General features: G+C 67.4%; 16 protein-coding genes. 10 read left to right on the top strand and 6 right to left on the bottom strand.

The features are described 5' to 3' along the window. Window positions 1-28: 28 nt before the first annotated feature. The gene (locus ACFTSA_RS03410; protein ID WP_377949615.1) at window positions 29-658 is read right to left on the bottom strand and encodes a PH domain-containing protein; all 630 of its coding nucleotides are present in this window, start codon (window positions 656-658) and stop codon (window positions 29-31) included. Between the two features lie 79 nt (window positions 659-737). On the opposite strand from ACFTSA_RS03410, the gene ACFTSA_RS03415 reads away from it, so the two are divergent. Further along, on the top strand, window positions 738-2,612 hold the full coding sequence (locus ACFTSA_RS03415) for an ABC transporter ATP-binding protein (protein ID WP_377949617.1): 1,875 nt from the start codon (window positions 738-740) through the stop codon (window positions 2,610-2,612). Between the two features lie 96 nt (window positions 2,613-2,708). Here ACFTSA_RS03415 and ACFTSA_RS03420 read toward each other — a convergent pair whose 3' ends face one another. Next, a complete protein-coding gene (locus ACFTSA_RS03420) occupies window positions 2,709-3,551 on the bottom strand; it encodes an SGNH/GDSL hydrolase family protein (protein ID WP_377949619.1) in 843 nt (280 codons plus the stop codon). Window positions 3,552-3,825: 274 nt separating this feature from the next. Between ACFTSA_RS03420 and typA the strand changes: the two genes are divergently transcribed. Together typA and ACFTSA_RS03430 are read left to right on the top strand one after the other, a co-directional pair. Next, window positions 3,826-5,754 carry a translational GTPase TypA gene (typA, locus tag ACFTSA_RS03425; RefSeq protein ID WP_377949621.1) on the top strand — a complete coding sequence of 643 codons (1,929 nt, stop codon included), beginning with the start codon at window positions 3,826-3,828 and terminating at the stop codon, window positions 5,752-5,754. A gap of 28 nt (window positions 5,755-5,782) precedes the next feature. After that, window positions 5,783-6,151 (top strand): hypothetical protein, encoded by a 369-nt coding sequence (locus tag ACFTSA_RS03430; protein ID WP_377949624.1) that lies wholly within the window; start codon window positions 5,783-5,785, stop codon window positions 6,149-6,151. A gap of 18 nt (window positions 6,152-6,169) precedes the next feature. Here ACFTSA_RS03430 and ACFTSA_RS03435 read toward each other — a convergent pair whose 3' ends face one another. Next, complete coding sequence (locus ACFTSA_RS03435; protein WP_377949625.1) at window positions 6,170-6,679, bottom strand: helix-turn-helix domain-containing protein; 510 nt, start codon at window positions 6,677-6,679, stop codon at window positions 6,170-6,172. 63 nt (window positions 6,680-6,742) lie between these two features. On the opposite strand from ACFTSA_RS03435, the gene ACFTSA_RS03440 reads away from it, so the two are divergent. Further along, window positions 6,743-8,095, top strand: coding sequence for an MFS transporter (locus ACFTSA_RS03440; RefSeq protein ID WP_377949627.1), 1,353 nt, complete (start codon window positions 6,743-6,745; stop codon window positions 8,093-8,095). On the opposite strand, the gene ACFTSA_RS03445 is transcribed toward ACFTSA_RS03440, so the two are convergent. Next, on the bottom strand, window positions 8,092-8,334 hold the full coding sequence (locus tag ACFTSA_RS03445) for a hypothetical protein (RefSeq protein ID WP_377949629.1): 243 nt from the start codon (window positions 8,332-8,334) through the stop codon (window positions 8,092-8,094). The genes ACFTSA_RS03440 and ACFTSA_RS03445 overlap by 4 nt on opposite strands. Before the next feature lie 154 nt (window positions 8,335-8,488). On the opposite strand from ACFTSA_RS03445, the gene fdxA reads away from it, so the two are divergent. The 5 genes from fdxA to ACFTSA_RS03470 all read left to right on the top strand — a co-directional run bounded on the left by fdxA (window position 8,489) and on the right by ACFTSA_RS03470 (window position 13,092). Continuing rightward, window positions 8,489-8,815 (top strand): ferredoxin, encoded by a 327-nt coding sequence (fdxA, locus tag ACFTSA_RS03450; protein ID WP_026265673.1) that lies wholly within the window; start codon window positions 8,489-8,491, stop codon window positions 8,813-8,815. 11 nt (window positions 8,816-8,826) lie between these two features. Further along, window positions 8,827-9,966 carry a succinyldiaminopimelate transaminase gene (gene dapC, locus ACFTSA_RS03455; RefSeq protein ID WP_377949632.1) on the top strand — a complete coding sequence of 380 codons (1,140 nt, stop codon included), beginning with the start codon at window positions 8,827-8,829 and terminating at the stop codon, window positions 9,964-9,966. A 322-nt stretch (window positions 9,967-10,288) separates the two neighbouring features. Beyond that, window positions 10,289-11,590 (top strand): citrate synthase, encoded by a 1,302-nt coding sequence (locus tag ACFTSA_RS03460; RefSeq protein WP_377949634.1) that lies wholly within the window; start codon window positions 10,289-10,291, stop codon window positions 11,588-11,590. Window positions 11,591-11,737: 147 nt separating this feature from the next. Then, window positions 11,738-12,391: a TetR/AcrR family transcriptional regulator gene (locus ACFTSA_RS03465; protein ID WP_377949636.1), complete on the top strand. Its 654-nt coding sequence runs from the start codon at window positions 11,738-11,740 to the stop codon at window positions 12,389-12,391. A gap of 89 nt (window positions 12,392-12,480) precedes the next feature. After that, entirely contained in the window at window positions 12,481-13,092 is a 612-nt protein-coding gene (locus ACFTSA_RS03470) for a hypothetical protein (protein ID WP_214853796.1), read from the top strand. Window positions 13,093-13,141: 49 nt separating this feature from the next. Here ACFTSA_RS03470 and ACFTSA_RS03475 read toward each other — a convergent pair whose 3' ends face one another. After that, entirely contained in the window at window positions 13,142-13,993 is an 852-nt protein-coding gene (locus ACFTSA_RS03475; RefSeq protein ID WP_377949638.1) for a hypothetical protein, read from the bottom strand. A 75-nt stretch (window positions 13,994-14,068) separates the two neighbouring features. Next, window positions 14,069-15,097, bottom strand: coding sequence for a 2,3,4,5-tetrahydropyridine-2,6-dicarboxylate N-succinyltransferase (dapD, locus tag ACFTSA_RS03480; RefSeq protein ID WP_377949640.1), 1,029 nt, complete (start codon window positions 15,095-15,097; stop codon window positions 14,069-14,071). Window positions 15,098-15,246: 149 nt separating this feature from the next. Between dapD and dapE the strand changes: the two genes are divergently transcribed. Next, window positions 15,247-16,371 (top strand): succinyl-diaminopimelate desuccinylase, encoded by a 1,125-nt coding sequence (gene dapE / locus ACFTSA_RS03485; RefSeq protein ID WP_377949642.1) that lies wholly within the window; start codon window positions 15,247-15,249, stop codon window positions 16,369-16,371. The last annotated feature ends 5 nt before the right edge of the window (window positions 16,372-16,376 follow it).

Genomic DNA, 16,376 nt, shown 5'->3' on the forward strand with positions numbered 1-16,376 from the left:
CCGCCGGCCCAGGCAGCATGCTGCCGGCCTACAGCGCGGCCACGCTCCAGTAGCTGAGTCCGAGGAGGACCAGGGTGCCTGCTACCTCGGGCCAGCGGAACCTCACACTGACCGGAGTGGTCTCGGCTGCCCCGGCATCGAGGAGCCCGGATTCGATCAGCTGCTGCCAGCGTCCACGCACCAACTGCGCTGCCTGCCCCGAGTCCGTGCTCTTCAGGTCGCCCGGGCGGACGGAGTTGCCCGGCCCGTACGTGCTGTCCGGCAGTCCGCGGAGGTCCTCCGGACGGGCGTTGCGTCCGCCCCAGATGCCGGGGGCGGGGGCCGCCCAGGCCCCGTAGCTCCGGCCGGGCGTGACGAGGGTCAGCGCGTAGCGGGTATCCACCTGCACCAGCGCCGCCCACGGCACCGTGACGGCGCGGAACGGATTTTCGATGGTGACGCCTTCGTCGTGGACCACCACCGACGGACGCCAAAACAGCAGCCAGCCCAGGTAGGCGATGAGCAACAGCGGCCCGGCACCGGCCAGGGCGGGCACGCCGCCCGCCACGACGAGGCCGGCCAGCCCGGCAGCCGCCACGACCCACGAGAATCCCGCAAACCATTTGTTGGTGCGCGCTTTGAAGATTGCGGCGTTTCCGGCATGCGGCACAGTGCTCATGCCCCCAATAATTCAGTATTCCCGGCCGCAGCACTAATTTCAGCTGCTCCGCTGGCACGGGTGGAAGGAAAACCCCAACATGTCTGACTACATCAGCCCTGACCGCCCGTCGTTGGACCCGCCGGGGCCGGACTCCATTGAGCCCGGCGCCGGACGGCGGAGGGGGGACGGGAAGGGTTCCGTCGTCCTGGAAGTCCGCGACCTCAGTGTCGACTTCGGCGTCGAGAAGAAGTGGGTGCCGGCCGCCGTCGGACTAAATTATGAGGTCCGCGCCGGCGAGGTCCTGGCGATCGTGGGTGAGTCCGGCTCGGGCAAGAGCGCCAGTTCCATGGCGTTGCTCGGCCTGCTGCCCAGCAACAGCAGGGTGTCCGGGAGTGTCAGGCTTTCCGGCAAGGAACTGCTGGGTGAGGACGCCGGCAACATCCGCAGCGTCCGCGGCAAGGAGGTTGCCGTCATCTTCCAGGAGCCCATGACGGCGCTGAATCCGGTTTACACCGTGGGTGCGCAGATCGTCGAGACGGTGCGGCTTCACAACGAGGTCTCGCCGGACCAGGCCAGGGAGCGTGCGCTGCGGATGCTTGAGCTCGTGGAACTGCCGGATCCGGTGAAGGCGTTCAAGTCCTATCCGCACCAGCTCTCCGGCGGCCAGCGCCAGCGCGCCATGATCGCCCAGTCGCTGTCCTGCGATCCCAAGCTGCTGATCGCTGATGAGCCCACCACGGCGCTGGACGTCACAGTCCAGGCGGAGATCCTGGACCTGATGCGAAACCTGCGTAACAAGCTGGACAGCGCCATCGTCCTGATCACCCACGACATGGGCGTGGTGGCGGACCTGGCGGACCGGATCGCCGTCATGCGCAAGGGCCTGATCGTGGAGACGGGCACAGCCGAGCAGATCTTCCACAATCCCCAGCATCCGTACACGCAGGCGCTGCTGGCGGCCGTGCCGCACCTCGGGCAGGGCGGAACCGACGCCGCCCCGGATGTGGATGTGACCGCGGCCCTGGCAGCGGCCACCCACGCCCAGCTTGAATCCGTGGACCATGACGAGCTGATCCGACGCGAGCGGGAGAACGCTGCTGCACTGGCAGCCGCCGAATCCGGGGGACCCGTGGGGGAACCGGTCCTGGAGCTGACCGACGTTGCCATCGAGTACCCGAAGCAGGGCCGTGTCCCGGCCTTCCGCGCCGTCGAGGGCGCCAACCTGACCATTCATCCCGGGCAGGTGGTGGGCCTCGTGGGGGAGTCCGGATCGGGCAAGACCACCATCGGGCGCGCCGCCGTCGGACTGCTGCCGGTGGCTGCCGGAACGATGCGTGTGGTGGGGGAGGACATCTCCGCCGCGAAGAAGAACGGCAAGCAACTGCACCAGGTCCGGCGCCACATCGGCATGGTGTTCCAGGACCCGTCCTCGTCCCTGAACCCGCGCCTGCCCATCGGCGAAAGTATCGGCGAGCCGATGTACCTTGCCGGAGTGGCGAAGGGCGCCGACCTGCAGAAGCGTATCGAGGCGCTGCTGGACCAGGTGGAGCTGCCGCGGAACTACCGGAACAGGTATCCGCACGAGCTGTCCGGCGGGCAGAAGCAGCGCGTCGGCATTGCCCGGGCGCTGTCGCTCAAGCCGAAGCTGATGGTGGCGGACGAGCCGACGTCTGCGCTGGACGTGTCGGTGCAGGCCAAGGTCCTGGAGCTGTTCCAGAACCTCCAGCGCGAGCTCGGGTTCGCCTGCCTTTTCGTCACCCACGACCTCGCAGTCGTGGACGTGCTGGCAGACCGGATCTGCGTCATGCAGCGCGGCCGGATCGTTGAGCAGGGCACGCGCGACCAGATCCTGCGCAACCCGCAGGAGGCCTACACGCAGCGGCTGCTTGCGGCCGTGCCGCTGCCGGATCCGGAAAAGCAGCGCGAGCGCCGGGAACTCCGGGCGCAGCTGCTGGCCACCGGAACGGAGTAGCCGGGACTGAAACAATAGCAAGGGAGCCGGTGTCCGCCTTGAGGCGGCCGCCGGCTCCCTTTGCCTTGAGGCCAAAGCGCCCGCCCCCAACAGAAGCTAGGACAGTGCCAGCCCGAGTTTCGCGAGCCTGTCAGCCAGCAGCGCGCCCAGGGCGCGGTGCCCCTCGCCGTTCATGTGGACGCTGTCCTTAAGCTGCGATTCCAGCCCGTAGCGGGTGAGCCAGTCGCCGACACTGACGAACGGAATGCCGTGGTCCGCGGCGACAGTCCCCAGCAGGGCGTCGACCTCGGCGCGCCGGGCGCCGCCGTGGTCCGCTCCCTTGCCCAAGGTTCCCACCATGGCCAGCTTCGCGCCCGGGTACCGCTGCTTGATCGTCGTGATGAGCCGGTCTGCGTTGGCCGAGATCTGCTCATCACTGGCCCCTTGCTTCGCATCGTTCCCGCCGCCCTCGATGAGCACCAGCGGGGGGAAGCCATAGGGCAGGTGCCAGTCGCCGCGCTGCAGGGCATCGACGTAGTTGCCGGTGGCGCCGTTGGAGGCGACGAAGCCGGTGCCGCCCTTGCCGCAGAAGAAGACGTCGTACCCCAGCCCCGCGAGGGCCCGCCGCGGCCAGCTGGCCTGCGGTTCAGACTGTGAGTCACCGATCAGCAGCGCGGTGCGGGCGATGTTGCCCACGATGACTTCGTCACGGCCGTTGGCGGGATTGCGGTACAGGGCACCGGCCGGAAGGCTGGCGGGGTCGACGGCGGCACCCAGGTCGCTCACGACCGCCGGGGCGGCGGCCACGGCCTCACCGGGGGCGGCCACCGGGGCGGCGGCACGCGGGACCGCCGTCGTTCCGGTTCCGGGCGCAGGCTCCGTGGCGCCGCAGCCCGCCAAAAATACGCTGGCGGCGATGACCGGGCCAATCAGGAGGGCCCGCGTCGAGGCTTGTAACATCCGTGGACTCCTGGCCTGTTCGTAAAGTGGTCAAGCCAATAGTGGTGGATCACTTTCGGAAAAGCCAGTGATTTTGCTCACGTGACGCCCCGCTGGATTCACGATTTGCTAACGGGCCCGGAGGCGGGGGAGGGTGGCCGTTTTAGGCCAATAAATGGCTGAGCGTTTAGACTGGCAGTAGGTGCCCTGTGTTAAGGGTCTGATCCGTCGTGCGTTCCGGTTGGAAATGTCGCGATACAACAGCTGACTTCACCACTGAATCGAGCAATAACGCATGTCTGAAACCACCACCAACACCGCGGTAGCAACTGCAGTTCGCAGTGACCTGCGCAACGTCGCGATTGTGGCCCACGTTGACCACGGCAAGACCACCCTTGTGGACGCCATGCTCAAGCAGACCAACTCCTTTGCCGAGCACAACCACCTCGAAGACCGCGTCATGGACTCCGGTGACCTGGAACGCGAAAAGGGCATCACCATCCTGGCCAAGAACACCACGGTGGCCTACAACGGACCGTCCTCCAACGGCGAAACCATCACCATCAACGTGATCGACACCCCCGGCCACGCCGACTTCGGCGGCGAGGTGGAGCGCGGTCTGTCCATGGTGGACGGCGTCGTTCTGCTCGTTGATGCTTCTGAGGGCCCGCTGCCCCAGACCCGCTTCGTCCTCCGCAAGGCCCTCGCCGCGCACCTGCCGGTGATCCTCCTGGTCAACAAGACCGACCGCCCCGACGCCCGCATCGAAGAGGTCGTCCACGAGTCCATGGACCTGCTCCTGGGCCTGGCCTCCGATCTCGCCGACGAGGTTCCAGATCTTGACCTGGACAAGATCCTCAACGTCCCGGTGGTCTACGCCGCCGCAAAGGTGGGCCGCGCGTCCCTGGAGCAGCCGGCCGACGGCACCGCCCCGGAGAACGAGGACCTCGAGCCGCTCTTCAGCGCCATCATCGAGCACATCCCGGCCCCGACGTACAACCCGGAAGGTGTCCTGCAGGCGCACGTCACCAACCTGGATGCCTCCCCGTTCCTGGGCCGCCTCGCCCTGCTGCGCATCTACAACGGCACCCTCCGCAAGGGCCAGCAGGTTGCCTGGGCCCGCGCCAACGGTGAGCTCAAGACCGTCAAGATCACCGAACTCCTTGCCACCAAGGCCCTCGAGCGCGTTCCGGCAGAGTCTGCCGGCCCGGGCGAGATCGTCGCCGTCGCCGGCATCGAGGAGATCACCATCGGCGAGACCCTGACAGACGTCGAGAACCCCCAGCCGCTGCCGCTGATCACCGTTGACGATCCCGCGATCTCGATGACCATCGGTATCAACACCTCCCCGCTGGCCGGCAAGGTCAAGGGTGCCAAGGTCACGGCCCGCCAGGTGAAGGACCGCCTGGACAAGGAACTGATCGGTAACGTCTCCATCAAGGTTCTTCCCACCGAGCGTCCGGACGCCTGGGAAGTCCAGGGCCGTGGCGAGCTCGCGCTGGCCATCCTCGTGGAGCAGATGCGCCGTGAAGGCTTCGAGCTCACCGTCGGCAAGCCCCAGGTGGTCACCAAGACCATCGACGGCAAGGTCCACGAGCCGATGGAGCACATGACCATCGACGTGCCCGAAGAATACCTCGGCGCCGTCACCCAGCTCATGGCCGCCCGCAAGGGCCGCATGACCAACATGGCCAACCATGGCACCGGCTGGTGCCGGATGGAATTCATCGTTCCCGCCCGGGGCCTGATCGGCTTCCGCACCAAGTTCCTCACGGACACCCGCGGTGCCGGCATTGCGGCTTCCATCTCCGAGGGCTACGAGCCGTGGGCCGGCCCCATCGAGTACCGCACCAACGGCTCCATGGTTGCTGACCGCGCCGGCGTGGTGACCCCGTTCGCCATGATCAACCTGCAGGAACGTGGTTCCTTCTTCGTCAAGCCGACCTCCGAGGTGTACGAGGGCATGATCGTGGGCGAGAACTCCCGCGCCGACGACATGGACGTGAACATCACCAAGGAAAAGAAGCTCACCAACATGCGTGCAGCATCCTCGGACACCTTCGAGAACCTGACGCCGCCGCGCGACCTCACCCTCGAAGAGTCGCTGGAATTCGCCCGCGAGGACGAGTGCGTCGAGGTTACCCCGGAAGCCATCCGCATCCGCAAGGTCATCCTGGACACCAACGAGCGTGCCAAGGCCAACCGCGCCCGCGCCAAGGCGTAACGGTTCCCCCGCGCAGGGAACTGAACCCGTGAACAGAAGAGCTGCCGGCATGGCAGGCGGCCTGGCCGCCGCCGTGCCGGCAGCTCTTTTTGCTGCCCTGGCCGGGACCGCGCTGCACCGCCAGGAGTTCCCGCCCATCGGTGCTGCCGTGCCGCTGGGGGCCGTCGCGGCGCTGCTGCTGTTGGCGTCGCTGCAGCTGTTCCTCGGGGCGGCGTTCCGGACGCTGATACCGACGGCGGTGTGCGGCGCCCTGTGTTATGCCCTGGCCGGATGGTGGTCCGGAATGGAATCCGGCAAGCGGCTGATCGCGGGGGACCTGGCCGGGAGCATCTGGGTCTACGGGATCGTGGTGGTCACCGTCGCCATGCTGGCCTGGTGCCGGCGGTACCGCCGTTAGCCAGCCCGGGTACCGTCGCTAGTCAGCCGTCGGATCCCGGTGGTGGGCGATCATGAGCGAGGTGGCCTCGCCGTCGTCGTCCGCGGGAAGCACCATGTATTCCTCGACGACGGCCCGGAGCTTGCCCAGCATTTCCTCCCGCCGTTCGGCGTTGAACTTTACGCCGAGCCGCCACACCTCGATGTCCTCAGGCGGAAGGTCCCGGGTCTCCTGAAGGAACGTCTCGATGAGGATCGGCGAGACGTTGTCCACCGGCGTGGTCCACGACCTGCGGCTGGCGATGTAAGGCACCTCGGTGGCGCCGCGCCGACCCTTCCGGCGTTCCTCTGCCAGCAGGAATCCGGTCCGGACCAGGGTCCGGACGTGGTGGAGGCTTGAAGCCGGATTGAGGCCGAGCAGCTCGGCGATTTCCTTGTTGGTGCGCGACTGGTGCAGGCACAGCCGAAGTATCCTCAGCCGCAGCGGAGAACTCAGCGCGCGGCCTTTGGCCACCAGGTCTGCGTCATCGCTCTCCGGCGGGTGGTTCATAGACGCAAGTGTAACGAGCAATGAGTGATTGACATATGCCAATCGCCCGCCGAAACTGAAGCCGTGACTGCCGAACCCACTGCCGCGGAACCGGCAGCAGGCCCGCTGTGGCGAGACCGGAACTTCGCCACTTTCTGGGCCGGGCAGGCCCTGGGACAGTTCGGCGCGCAGCTGGGCCAGCTGGCGCTCCCCGTGCTGGCCGTCACCTTGCTTTCCGCCTCCGAATTCAAGGTGGGTATCCTGAACGCGGCAGGCCTTGCGGCGTTCCTGGCGTTAGGCCTCCCGGCCGGGGCCTGGGTCGACCGCTGGCTGAAGCGCAGGACCATGATCACTGCCGACCTCTTCCGGATGGCCGCCATGGCCGCGGTACCGGTCCTGTGGTGGAGCGGCGGCCTGGAAATCTGGCACCTCTACCTGGTCGCGGGAACCGTGGGAACGGCTACGGTGTTCTTCGATGTCGCCTACCAGAGCTACCTGCCGGTCCTGGTGGCGTCCCGGCATGTGAGGGAGGCCAACTCAAAGCTTGAGGCGACGGCACAGCTGGCGGGCATCGGCGGACCCGCTGCGGGCGGCGCGCTGCTGGCGGTCGTGTCGGCCCCCGTGCTGTTCCTGGGCGAAGCCGCAGGTTACCTGCTCTCCGCGCTGTTTCTGTCACGGACCCGCGACTCGGAGCGGCGTGTGCCGCCGGCCGCACGGCGGCCCCTTCCGGTCGAAATACGGGAAGGCCTCACGTTCGTTGTCCGGCATCCCCTCATCAGCCGCATCGCGGCCTGCACCGGCGGAATGAATTTTTCGGGCATGCTGACCTACACGCTGATGCCGCTGCTGGTACTCCGCACCTTGGGACTGGGACCACAGGGCATGGGCCTCATCATGGCAGTCGGCCCCGCGGGCGGGCTGCTCGGTGCCATCGCAGCGCCGCGGCTCGCCGCCCGGATCGGCGAGGGCACCGTAATTCCCGTGTGCGCCCTGGTCAGTTCGGTCTTTCTGCTGCTGGTGCCGCTCGCCGCCGTCGTTTCCCAGCCGGCAGCCTCGCTGGCCCTGCTGCTGGTTTCGGAGCTCGGGTTCGGTTTCAGCGTGCTGGTCTACAACATCATGCAGCTCACCATGCGGCAGCGGGTCTGCCCGCCGCGGCTGCTCGGCCGGATGAATGCATCCATCCGGTTCGCGGTGTGGGGCGTGATGCCGCTGGCCGCCCTGGCCTCCGGTTATCTGGGCGAGCACATCGGCCTGGTGCCCGCGATGCTGATCGGAGCGACCGGCAGCCTCCTGGCCACCGCTCCGGTGCTGTTCTCTCCGCTCCGAACGATGCGGACGCTTCCGGACGAGGTACAGGCGGACGGGGTGCAGGCGGACGTGAGTCAGGAGGACGAGTCGCTGGAGGACGGTGCACTGGAGGAGAGGGACAGGGCCTAGGTCCGCCGTGAACCGCGCCGCGGAGGTGCCGGCGGCACCTGCTTGGCGGCAACCACCAGGTCCAGCGGAATGTCGACGTCGGAACTCCGCGTCCGTACGGTGCACTCACTTTCGCCGCACCCAAGGAGGTCTCCCAGCGCGTCCGTAAAGCCGCCGTCGATCCTGTAACGCACCACCACGCGGGTTCCGGCCGGGGCCATGGCCAGGAACTGCCGGGGTGTCGGTGATGTCGGATTCACCGGTCCATCGTATGACCTGTCAGGAGTGTGACGCGCCCGCTTCGTTCGCGGCACGGGCCTGGGAGATAATAGGCTCTGAAGTGGACAGCCCGGCATGCAGGCCGGATGCAGCAACCGGCCAGTGGCCGGCAATCAACGTGGAGAGGCAAGGGACGTGACGTACGTAATCGCGCAGCCGTGTGTAGATGTTAAGGACAAGGCATGCATTGAGGAGTGCCCCGTCGATTGCATCTACGAAGGCGAACGCTCCCTCTATATCCATCCCGATGAGTGCGTCGACTGCGGTGCCTGCGAGCCCGTCTGCCCCGTGGAGGCCATCTACTACGAGGACGACACCCCCGAGGAATGGGCCGACTACTACAAGGCGAACGTTGAGTTCTTTGACGACCTCGGCTCCCCGGGCGGCGCCGCCAAGGTGGGGAACACCGGCAAGGACCACCCGATGATTGCAGCGCTCCCGCCCCAGAACCAGGACCACTAGGCGGACCGTCCGTGACTACAGCTGTGCGCAGTTTCGGCCTAAGCCTGCCCGACTACCCGTGGGAAGCGATGGCGCCGTACCTCGCCAAAGCGGCTGAACACCCGGGTGGGGTGGTCAACCTTTCCATCGGCACCCCCGTGGACCCCACACCGCCGGTGATCCAGGACGCCCTCAAGGCGGCCGCGGACGCGCCCGGTTACCCCACCGTCCACGGCACGCCCGCACTCCGGGAAGCCATCGCCGGTTGGTTCGCCCGCCGCCGCGGTGTGGAGGGGCTCGACCCCCTCGCTGTCATGCCCACCGTAGGCTCCAAGGAACTCGTGGCGTGGCTGCCCTTCCTGCTGGGCCTCAAGCCGGGCGACGTTGTTGTCCGGCCCACGGTGGCATACCCCACCTATGACATCGGGGCCACGTTCGCCGGGGCCACGGCGGTGGCCGCCGACGACCTCGACGAACTGGACGCAGCCACCCGGGCCAAGGTCCGGCTGGTGTGGGTCAACTCTCCGGGCAACCCCACCGGCAGCGTCAGGGACGCAGCATCGCTGAAAAGGATCGTGGACCAGGCCCGCGAAATCGGCGCCCTCGTGGCGTCCGACGAATGCTACGCCGAGCTGGGCTGGGGGGAGTGGGACCTGCAGCGCGGCGGACGGGCCGTTCCGAGCATCCTCGATCCGCGCGTCGCCGGCGCCACCCACGACGGGCTCCTCGCCGTGTACTCGCTGAGCAAGCAGTCCAACCTGGCCGGCTACCGGGCGGCCTTCGTCGCCGGCGATGCGGCCCTGATGGCCAACCTGGTCAACAGTCGCAAGCACGCCGGCATGATCGTGCCGTACCCGGTGCAGGAAGCCATGCGGGTGGCCCTCGGCGACGACGCGCACGTCCTGGCCCAGAAGGACCTGTACCGCGGACGGCGGGAGCGGCTCCTGCCGGCGCTGGAGTCCTTCGGGCTGACGCTGCACGAGTCCGCCGCCGGCCTGTACCTGTGGTGCACTGCGGGTGAAGCCACCTGGGACACCGTGGCACGCCTCGCGGAGCGGGGGATCGTGGTGGGTCCCGGCGTGTTCTACGGCGAGGCCGGGCACGGCTATGTGCGCGTCGCGCTGACCGGAACCGATGAACGGATCGACGCCGCTGTGGCCCGCCTGGCCTAGGCGGGTTTCCCGGCGTCGCGGACGGCGCTGGCTTGGGAGCCGTCTTGGAAGCCCAGGCTCAGAACGGGCGACTTTTGACGCTCCGGAGGCCGTAACAATGATGTGACTCGCGCCACAACTGGCCCGTTTTAGGGATAATTCGGCGCCCGCGGATTAGTGGCAGCCCAAAAGTGGCGGTAGTTTTTAACTGACTATCAATGGTGGCTTTCTACAAGAAGGCAGCACGGCCGTTGGACGTCCCGCCGTGCGGGATACCGCGCGGCTCACCTGATGTTGGATCAAGCTTTCTAGCGAGGCCAAGAGGCCTCATGAAGGGGACTCCATGACTGAGACCACCAGCGCAACTGAGACCACCAGTGCGATCTTGCGCCACGCAGGCGGGGAACTCGAGCTTCCGCGCATCAAGGTTGTTGAGGGAAACGAAGGCTACGACGTTTCCAAGCTACTGAAGCAGACGGGCGCCGTCGCCTTTGACCCCGGCTTCATGAACACGGCCGCCACGACGTCGGCCATCACCTACATCGACGGCGACGCTGGCATCCTGCGGTACCGCGGCTACCCGATCGAGCAGCTGGCCCAGCACTCCAGCTTCCTCGAAGTCTCGTACCTGCTGATCTACGGCAACCTCCCGACGCCGGCCGAACTGGACGACTTCGACCAGAAGATCCGCCGCCACACCTTGCTGCACGAGGAGCTCAAGGGCTTCTTCGGCGGCTTCCCCCGCGACGCGCACCCGATGCCCGTGCTGTCCTCGGCCGTGTCTGCGCTGTCCACCTTCTACCAGGACTCGCTGGACCCGTTCAATGACGAGCAGGTGGAGGTTTCCACCATCCGCCTCATGGCCAAGCTGCCGGTCATTGCGGCCTACGCACACAAGAAGTCGATCGGGCAGCCGATGCTGTACCCGGACAACTCCATGAACCTCGTGGAGAACTTCCTGCGCCTCAGCTTCGGCCTGCCGGCCGAGCAGTACGAGCTGGACCCCGTAGTGGTCAAGGCCCTGGACCTGCTCCTCATCCTGCACGCGGATCACGAGCAGAACTGCTCCACCTCCACGGTGCGCCTGGTGGGCTCCTCGAACGCCAACCTTTTCGCGTCCGTCTCCGCGGGCATCAACGCCCTGTTCGGTCCCGCCCACGGCGGTGCCAACGAGGCCGTCCTGAAGATGCTCCGCCAGATCCAGGCCGACGGCGTCAAGCCCGAGGACTATATGGAGAAGGTCAAGAACAAGGAAGACGGCGTCCGCCTCATGGGCTTCGGCCACCGGGTCTACAAGAACTACGACCCGCGTGCCAAGATCATCAAGGCCACCGCGCACGAGGTCCTCAGCAAGCTCGGCGGCCACGACGAGCTCCTAGACATCGCCATGCGGCTGGAGGAGAAGGCCCTCGGCGACGACTACTTCATCCAGCGCAAGCTGTACCCGAACGTGGACTTCTACACCGGCCTGATCTACAAGGCCATGGGCTTCCCGGAGAAGATGTTCACCGTGCTGTTCGCCATCGGCCGCCTGCCGGGCTGGATAGCCCAGTGGCGCGAAATGATCAACGACCCGAACACCAAGATCGGCCGTCCGCGGCAGCTCTACACAGGAGAGCCCGAGCGGCAGTACCCCGCCCGCTAGCCCACCGGCTCCCAATGAAATACGACGGCGGCTGTCCACCTCAGGTGGGCGGCCGCCGTCGCGCTTTAAGCGGCGGATCCAAACCGAAGCATTATTCGTGCCGCCGTGCCGCCGCGGTTTTGGCACACGCCCGTGCTAAAAACAAGAGTGCCGAAAATCGTGGACGCCGCGCAGCGCCGGCAGGAGATCGTTGGCGCCGTCTGCAGAATCGTCGCCACGGACGGCCTGGAGCGGGCGTCCCTGCGGGAAGTGGCGGAGGAGGCCGGCCTCGCGGTGGGCTCCGTACGGCACTACTTCGACAGCAGCGACGACCTTCTGGCCTACTCCTTTACGGCGGTTTCGGACCGCCTGCTGACGCGCCTGCACGCCGGGCTCACCGGGCTGGGCACTGCAACCGATGACTCGGACAAGAGTCGGGCGGTATTAACACTGCTGGGCGAATTCCTGCCCCTGGACGAGGAGCGCGCCATGGACGCGTGCGCGTGGCTGGCATTCAGGAACGCGGCCAGGATCCGGCCCTTCCTGGCCGCCGAGGCCGACAGGAGCCACCGGGCCGTGGCCGCCGTCGTCGGCCAGGTGATCACCGGGCTTCTGCGGGGGGACGATGCCACCGGCGCCGATGCCGGCGTGCTCGCTGCCGGACCGCAGCTGGTGACGGCGGCCGAACACCTGCTGGCAACACTGGACGGGCTGGCCATGCACGCCCTGCTGCAGCCGGGCTGGATGTCGCCGGAAATATGCCGTGACGTGCTCGAATCCCACATCGAAGGGCTTCGCAGGAGTGTCGGTGCCAGCCATTAACCTCCCCGGGCCGGGGGAATAGACTGAAAGCCGGAGAGCGGGTTGCCGGCACGACGGGGTGGAAAACAAGATGCCAAGGAGGCATACGCATGCAGCACACAGGCGGTCCAGGCTGGCGAATCACTATGGACACGTCGGGGCCCATGCTCATTGCCCTTTATATACGTGATGTTGCCGGGCTCGACGGCGCGGGCTTTCCGGCGCTTTCGCATGCCGCACCGAAGGTCCGACATGTGGACCATGCCCACCTCACCGCCGAAGTAGGCGGCATCGGCGCCCTGAAAACGGAGTGGGAAGCCTGGTGGGAACAGCTGCTGAAGGCCCACCCGCAGATGTCCCCGGAGCTGTCGCCCCCGGGATTCCGGTCCTTCGCCAACTCGCCGGCACTGCGCAAGGTCCTGCAGGCGCACTTCGGGGCGGCCCTGACCTGGGCCCGGGAACGGCGTGCGGAGTACGCCGAGCTGGAAGCCGAACGCGTGGCAGGAGGCTCCGCGCACCTGCTTGAGGACATCGTGGAGGACAGGCTCCTGGAGGTGGGCCGGGACTCACGGGACTTTGCGCTGACGATCATCGAGCTGCCGCTGGATGAGCAGCGGGCCTGGTACCTGGAGCCGGACAAGATCATCATGAGCCACGAGCTGCTGTCCCAGCCCGAGGTGTTCCGCAGCTACGTGCAGCCGGTCGTGGAGATCCTCGTCTAATCTTCAGGGCCGGCCCGAGGGCCAGAACCACAGATTCAAGACCGCAGAGTCAGGAACCGTCGGCGGCCACCGTGATGGCCACCCGGCCGCCGGCGTCCGGTGCATCCTGCCACCCGTTGCGGGCATTCCTGTCCCACCGCTTTCCGGCCACGTCAACGCGTTCCACGGAGAGCTCTTTGGCATTTGCCACCGCCCAGTGGGCCACGGACCAGGCATAGCTGTCGGTGACGTCGACCTGCACTGTCCGGCCGGCGGCGGCGGTGGGAATGCTCCCGTAGGCGGCTTCCAGCTGCGTGAGCACGGCGGCGGTGGTGCCGGCGGTGTCGGGTGAGCGGAGGGTGCAGTTCAAGGCAGCGGGCGTCTCTCCCGTCAGGGCCGAGGCGAAGGACCGTCCCATCGCCTCGTGCTCGGCATACGCAGCCGGGTAGGCGGAACGCTGGACCCGCTGGGCGGCATCGGTGATATCCAGGGTGGCGTAGCCGGGCACCTTCACGAGGGCATCGTAGAAGGCATTCGTGGCGTAGATCGGGTCCATGACCTGTTCCTGGGTGCCCCAGCCCTGGGACGGGCGCTGCTGGAAGAGGCCCCTGGAATCCGGACCGGCGAGATCGCCGTGGCCGATGTTCCGGAGCTTGGATTCCTGCATGGCGGTGGCCAGGGCAATGCTGGCTGCCCGCGGCGGCAGTCCGCGGCGCACGGAAACAGCCGTGATCAGGGCCGCGTTGGCAGCCTGGTCCGTGGCCAGGTCGGCCCGCTGCGAACCGGCGGCGGCGGTGCATTCCTCGGTGATCAGTTGCTCGGAGCGCTGCAGCAATGAGACCGCGGTATAGATGCCGCCGGCGACCAGGGCGAGGGAGAGGCCGGCAATGACAGCCCCGCGCAGCCTGCGTCTGCGTGTCACGTGGTTACTCCAGCAATCCGCCGGCACGCCCGTCGGGGCGTGCCGGCTATGTCCTCACGGTTGGTTGGCGTGCGGTCAGTTGGCGTGCAGGGCGTCGTTCAGTTCCACGGTCTGGCCCTGGCGGGGCAGGACTTCAACTTCACCGGTGGTGGAGTTGCGGCGGAAGAGCAGGTTCGGCACGCCGGACAGCTCAATGGCCTTGACGATCTTGCTGGTGTCCTCGCCGTCGGCGTCCTTGGGACCGGCAAGGCGGACGCGGGTGCCTGCCGTGACGTACAGCCCGGCCTCCACCACGGAGTCGTCCCCAATGCTGATGCCGACGCCGGAGTTGGCACCCAGCAGAACGCGCTGGCCCAGGGCTACCTTTTCCTTGCCGCCGCCGGAGAGGGTGCCCATGATGGAGGCGCCGCCGCCGACGTCGGTGCCGTCGCCGGCCACAACACCGGCGGAAATCCGGCCCTCAACCATGGAGGTCCCCAGCGTGCCGGCGTTGAAGTTCACGAAGCCCTCGTGCATGACGGTGGTGCCCTCGGCGAGGTGGGCACCCAGGCGAACGCGGTCGGCGTCGGCAATCCGGACGCCCGAGGGAACGACGTAGTCCACCATGCGCGGGAACTTGTCCACGCCGTAGACGGTGACGGCACCGCGCTTTCGCAGCTTGGCGCGGGTCAGTTCGAACCCGTCCACGGCGCACGGGCCAAAGTTGGTCCAGACGACGTTCGGCAGCTTGCCGAAGATGCCGTCCAGGTTGATGCTGTTGGGCCGGACCAGGCGGTGCGAGAGCAGGTGCAGGCGCAGGTAGGCATCGGCGGTGTCGGCGGGGGCCTCGTCCAGGTTGATCTGGACGAACACCACCTTCTGCTCGGTGCCGCGGTCGGCGTCGGTGCCGGCGGCTGCGATTTCCGTCAGGGTTTCGTCGGCGTTTTCCACCGCGCGGAGGCTTTCCGCGGCCACACCGAGGGCGGGGGCGGGGAACCAGGCATCCAGCACGGTGGCTTCGCCGTTCCGCGTGGCGATGGTGGCTACGCCGAATCCATAGGCCGAACGGGATTCGTCGGACAGTGTCTGGGCAGCGGGCACGGCGGAAGAAGCGGTTTCAGTCATGCGCCAAGTCTATCGAGACGAGGTGCACGCGCCGAAACCGGTCCGCGCCTTTGCAAGTCGCATTTCGTGGCGTTCCCGGCCCTGGAAACACCCTTGGAACGCCCTGCGCTGCCACCCGGTTGGGACGGGCGGGCGCGGGATACAGTGGGATGGTGATTGCCGAAACAGCCCCCGTAACCCTTGACCTGCGCCAGGACGTGGCACTGCTGACCTCCGCGCTGATCGACATCAACAGCGTCTCAGGCAACGAGCGCCAACTGGCCGATGCGGTCGAGTCAGCGCTCCGCCAGCTGCCCGGCCTCGAAATGGTGCGTGACGGCGACTCCATCATCGCCCGGACCAACCTCGGCCGGAGCGAGCGGGTCATTCTGGCGGGCCACCTGGACACCGTGCCGCTGCCCGTCACGGAAGACTCGCTGGGAACGGTGCCGTCCACCTGGCCGTCTGGCGTCCCCGGCGACGGCGTCCTGTACGGCCGCGGCGCCACGGACATGAAGGGCGGCGTTGCCGTACAGCTCGCGCTGGCGGCGTCAATGTTCGACGGCGGGGCGGAACCGAGCAAGGACGTCACCTTCGTGTTTTACGACCATGAGGAAGTAGAGGCGGTCAAGAGCGGGCTGGGCCGCCTGGTCCGCAACCACGGCGGACTCCTGGGCGGCGACTTTGCCATCCTCCTCGAGCCGACCGACGGCACCGTGGAGGGCGGATGCAACGGCACCATGCGCTTCCACGCCACCACCTTCGGCGAGGCCGCACACTCCGCCCGGGCCTGGATGGGCAGCAACGCGATCCACGCGGCAGCGCCCATCCTGGAACGGCTCGCGGCGTACAGCCCGCAGACCGTGGCCGTGGACGGGCTGGACTACCGCGAAAGCCTGAACGCGGTGAAGATCCACGGCGGCACCGCCGGCAACGTCATCCCGGACCGTTGCGTCGTGGAGATCAACTACCGCTTCGCCCCGGACAAGACCCCTGACCAGGCCGAAGCGCACGTGCGTGAGCTGCTGGACGGGTTCGACGTGGTCCGCACGGACAGCGCCGCCGGGGCCCGGCCGGGACTGAACCACCCTGCTGCCGCGTCCTTCGTGGCCGCCGTGGGCGGCGAGCCGAAACCCAAATACGGCTGGACCGACGCCGCCCGCTTCAGCGAACTGGGCATTCCGGCCGTGAACTTCGGGCCCGGAGATGCGCTCCTGGCACACAAGGACAACGAGCACGTGGAGGCCGAAGCCATCCGCACCTGCCTGCGGGCACTGCAGACGTGGCTCTCCTGAGCGTG

It is taken from the genome of Arthrobacter sp. NPDC057013, assembly GCF_042674585.1.
GTDB lineage: Bacteria > Actinomycetota > Actinomycetes > Actinomycetales > Micrococcaceae > Arthrobacter.

Coding starts and splice junctions, on each gene's coding strand:
- ACFTSA_RS03410 (WP_377949615.1), bottom strand. CDS start 658: ATGAGCACTGTGCCGCATGCCGGAAACGCCGCAATCTTCAAAGCGCGC.
- ACFTSA_RS03415 (WP_377949617.1), top strand. CDS start 738: ATGTCTGACTACATCAGCCCTGACCGCCCGTCGTTGGACCCGCCGGGG.
- ACFTSA_RS03420 (WP_377949619.1), bottom strand. CDS start 3,551: ATGTTACAAGCCTCGACGCGGGCCCTCCTGATTGGCCCGGTCATCGCC.
- typA (WP_377949621.1), top strand. CDS start 3,826: ATGTCTGAAACCACCACCAACACCGCGGTAGCAACTGCAGTTCGCAGT.
- ACFTSA_RS03435 (WP_377949625.1), bottom strand. CDS start 6,679: ATGAACCACCCGCCGGAGAGCGATGACGCAGACCTGGTGGCCAAAGGC.
- ACFTSA_RS03460 (WP_377949634.1), top strand. CDS start 10,289: ATGACTGAGACCACCAGCGCAACTGAGACCACCAGTGCGATCTTGCGC.
- ACFTSA_RS03470 (WP_214853796.1), top strand. CDS start 12,481: ATGCAGCACACAGGCGGTCCAGGCTGGCGAATCACTATGGACACGTCG.
- dapD (WP_377949640.1), bottom strand. CDS start 15,097: ATGACTGAAACCGCTTCTTCCGCCGTGCCCGCTGCCCAGACACTGTCC.
- dapE (WP_377949642.1), top strand. CDS start 15,247: ATGGTGATTGCCGAAACAGCCCCCGTAACCCTTGACCTGCGCCAGGAC.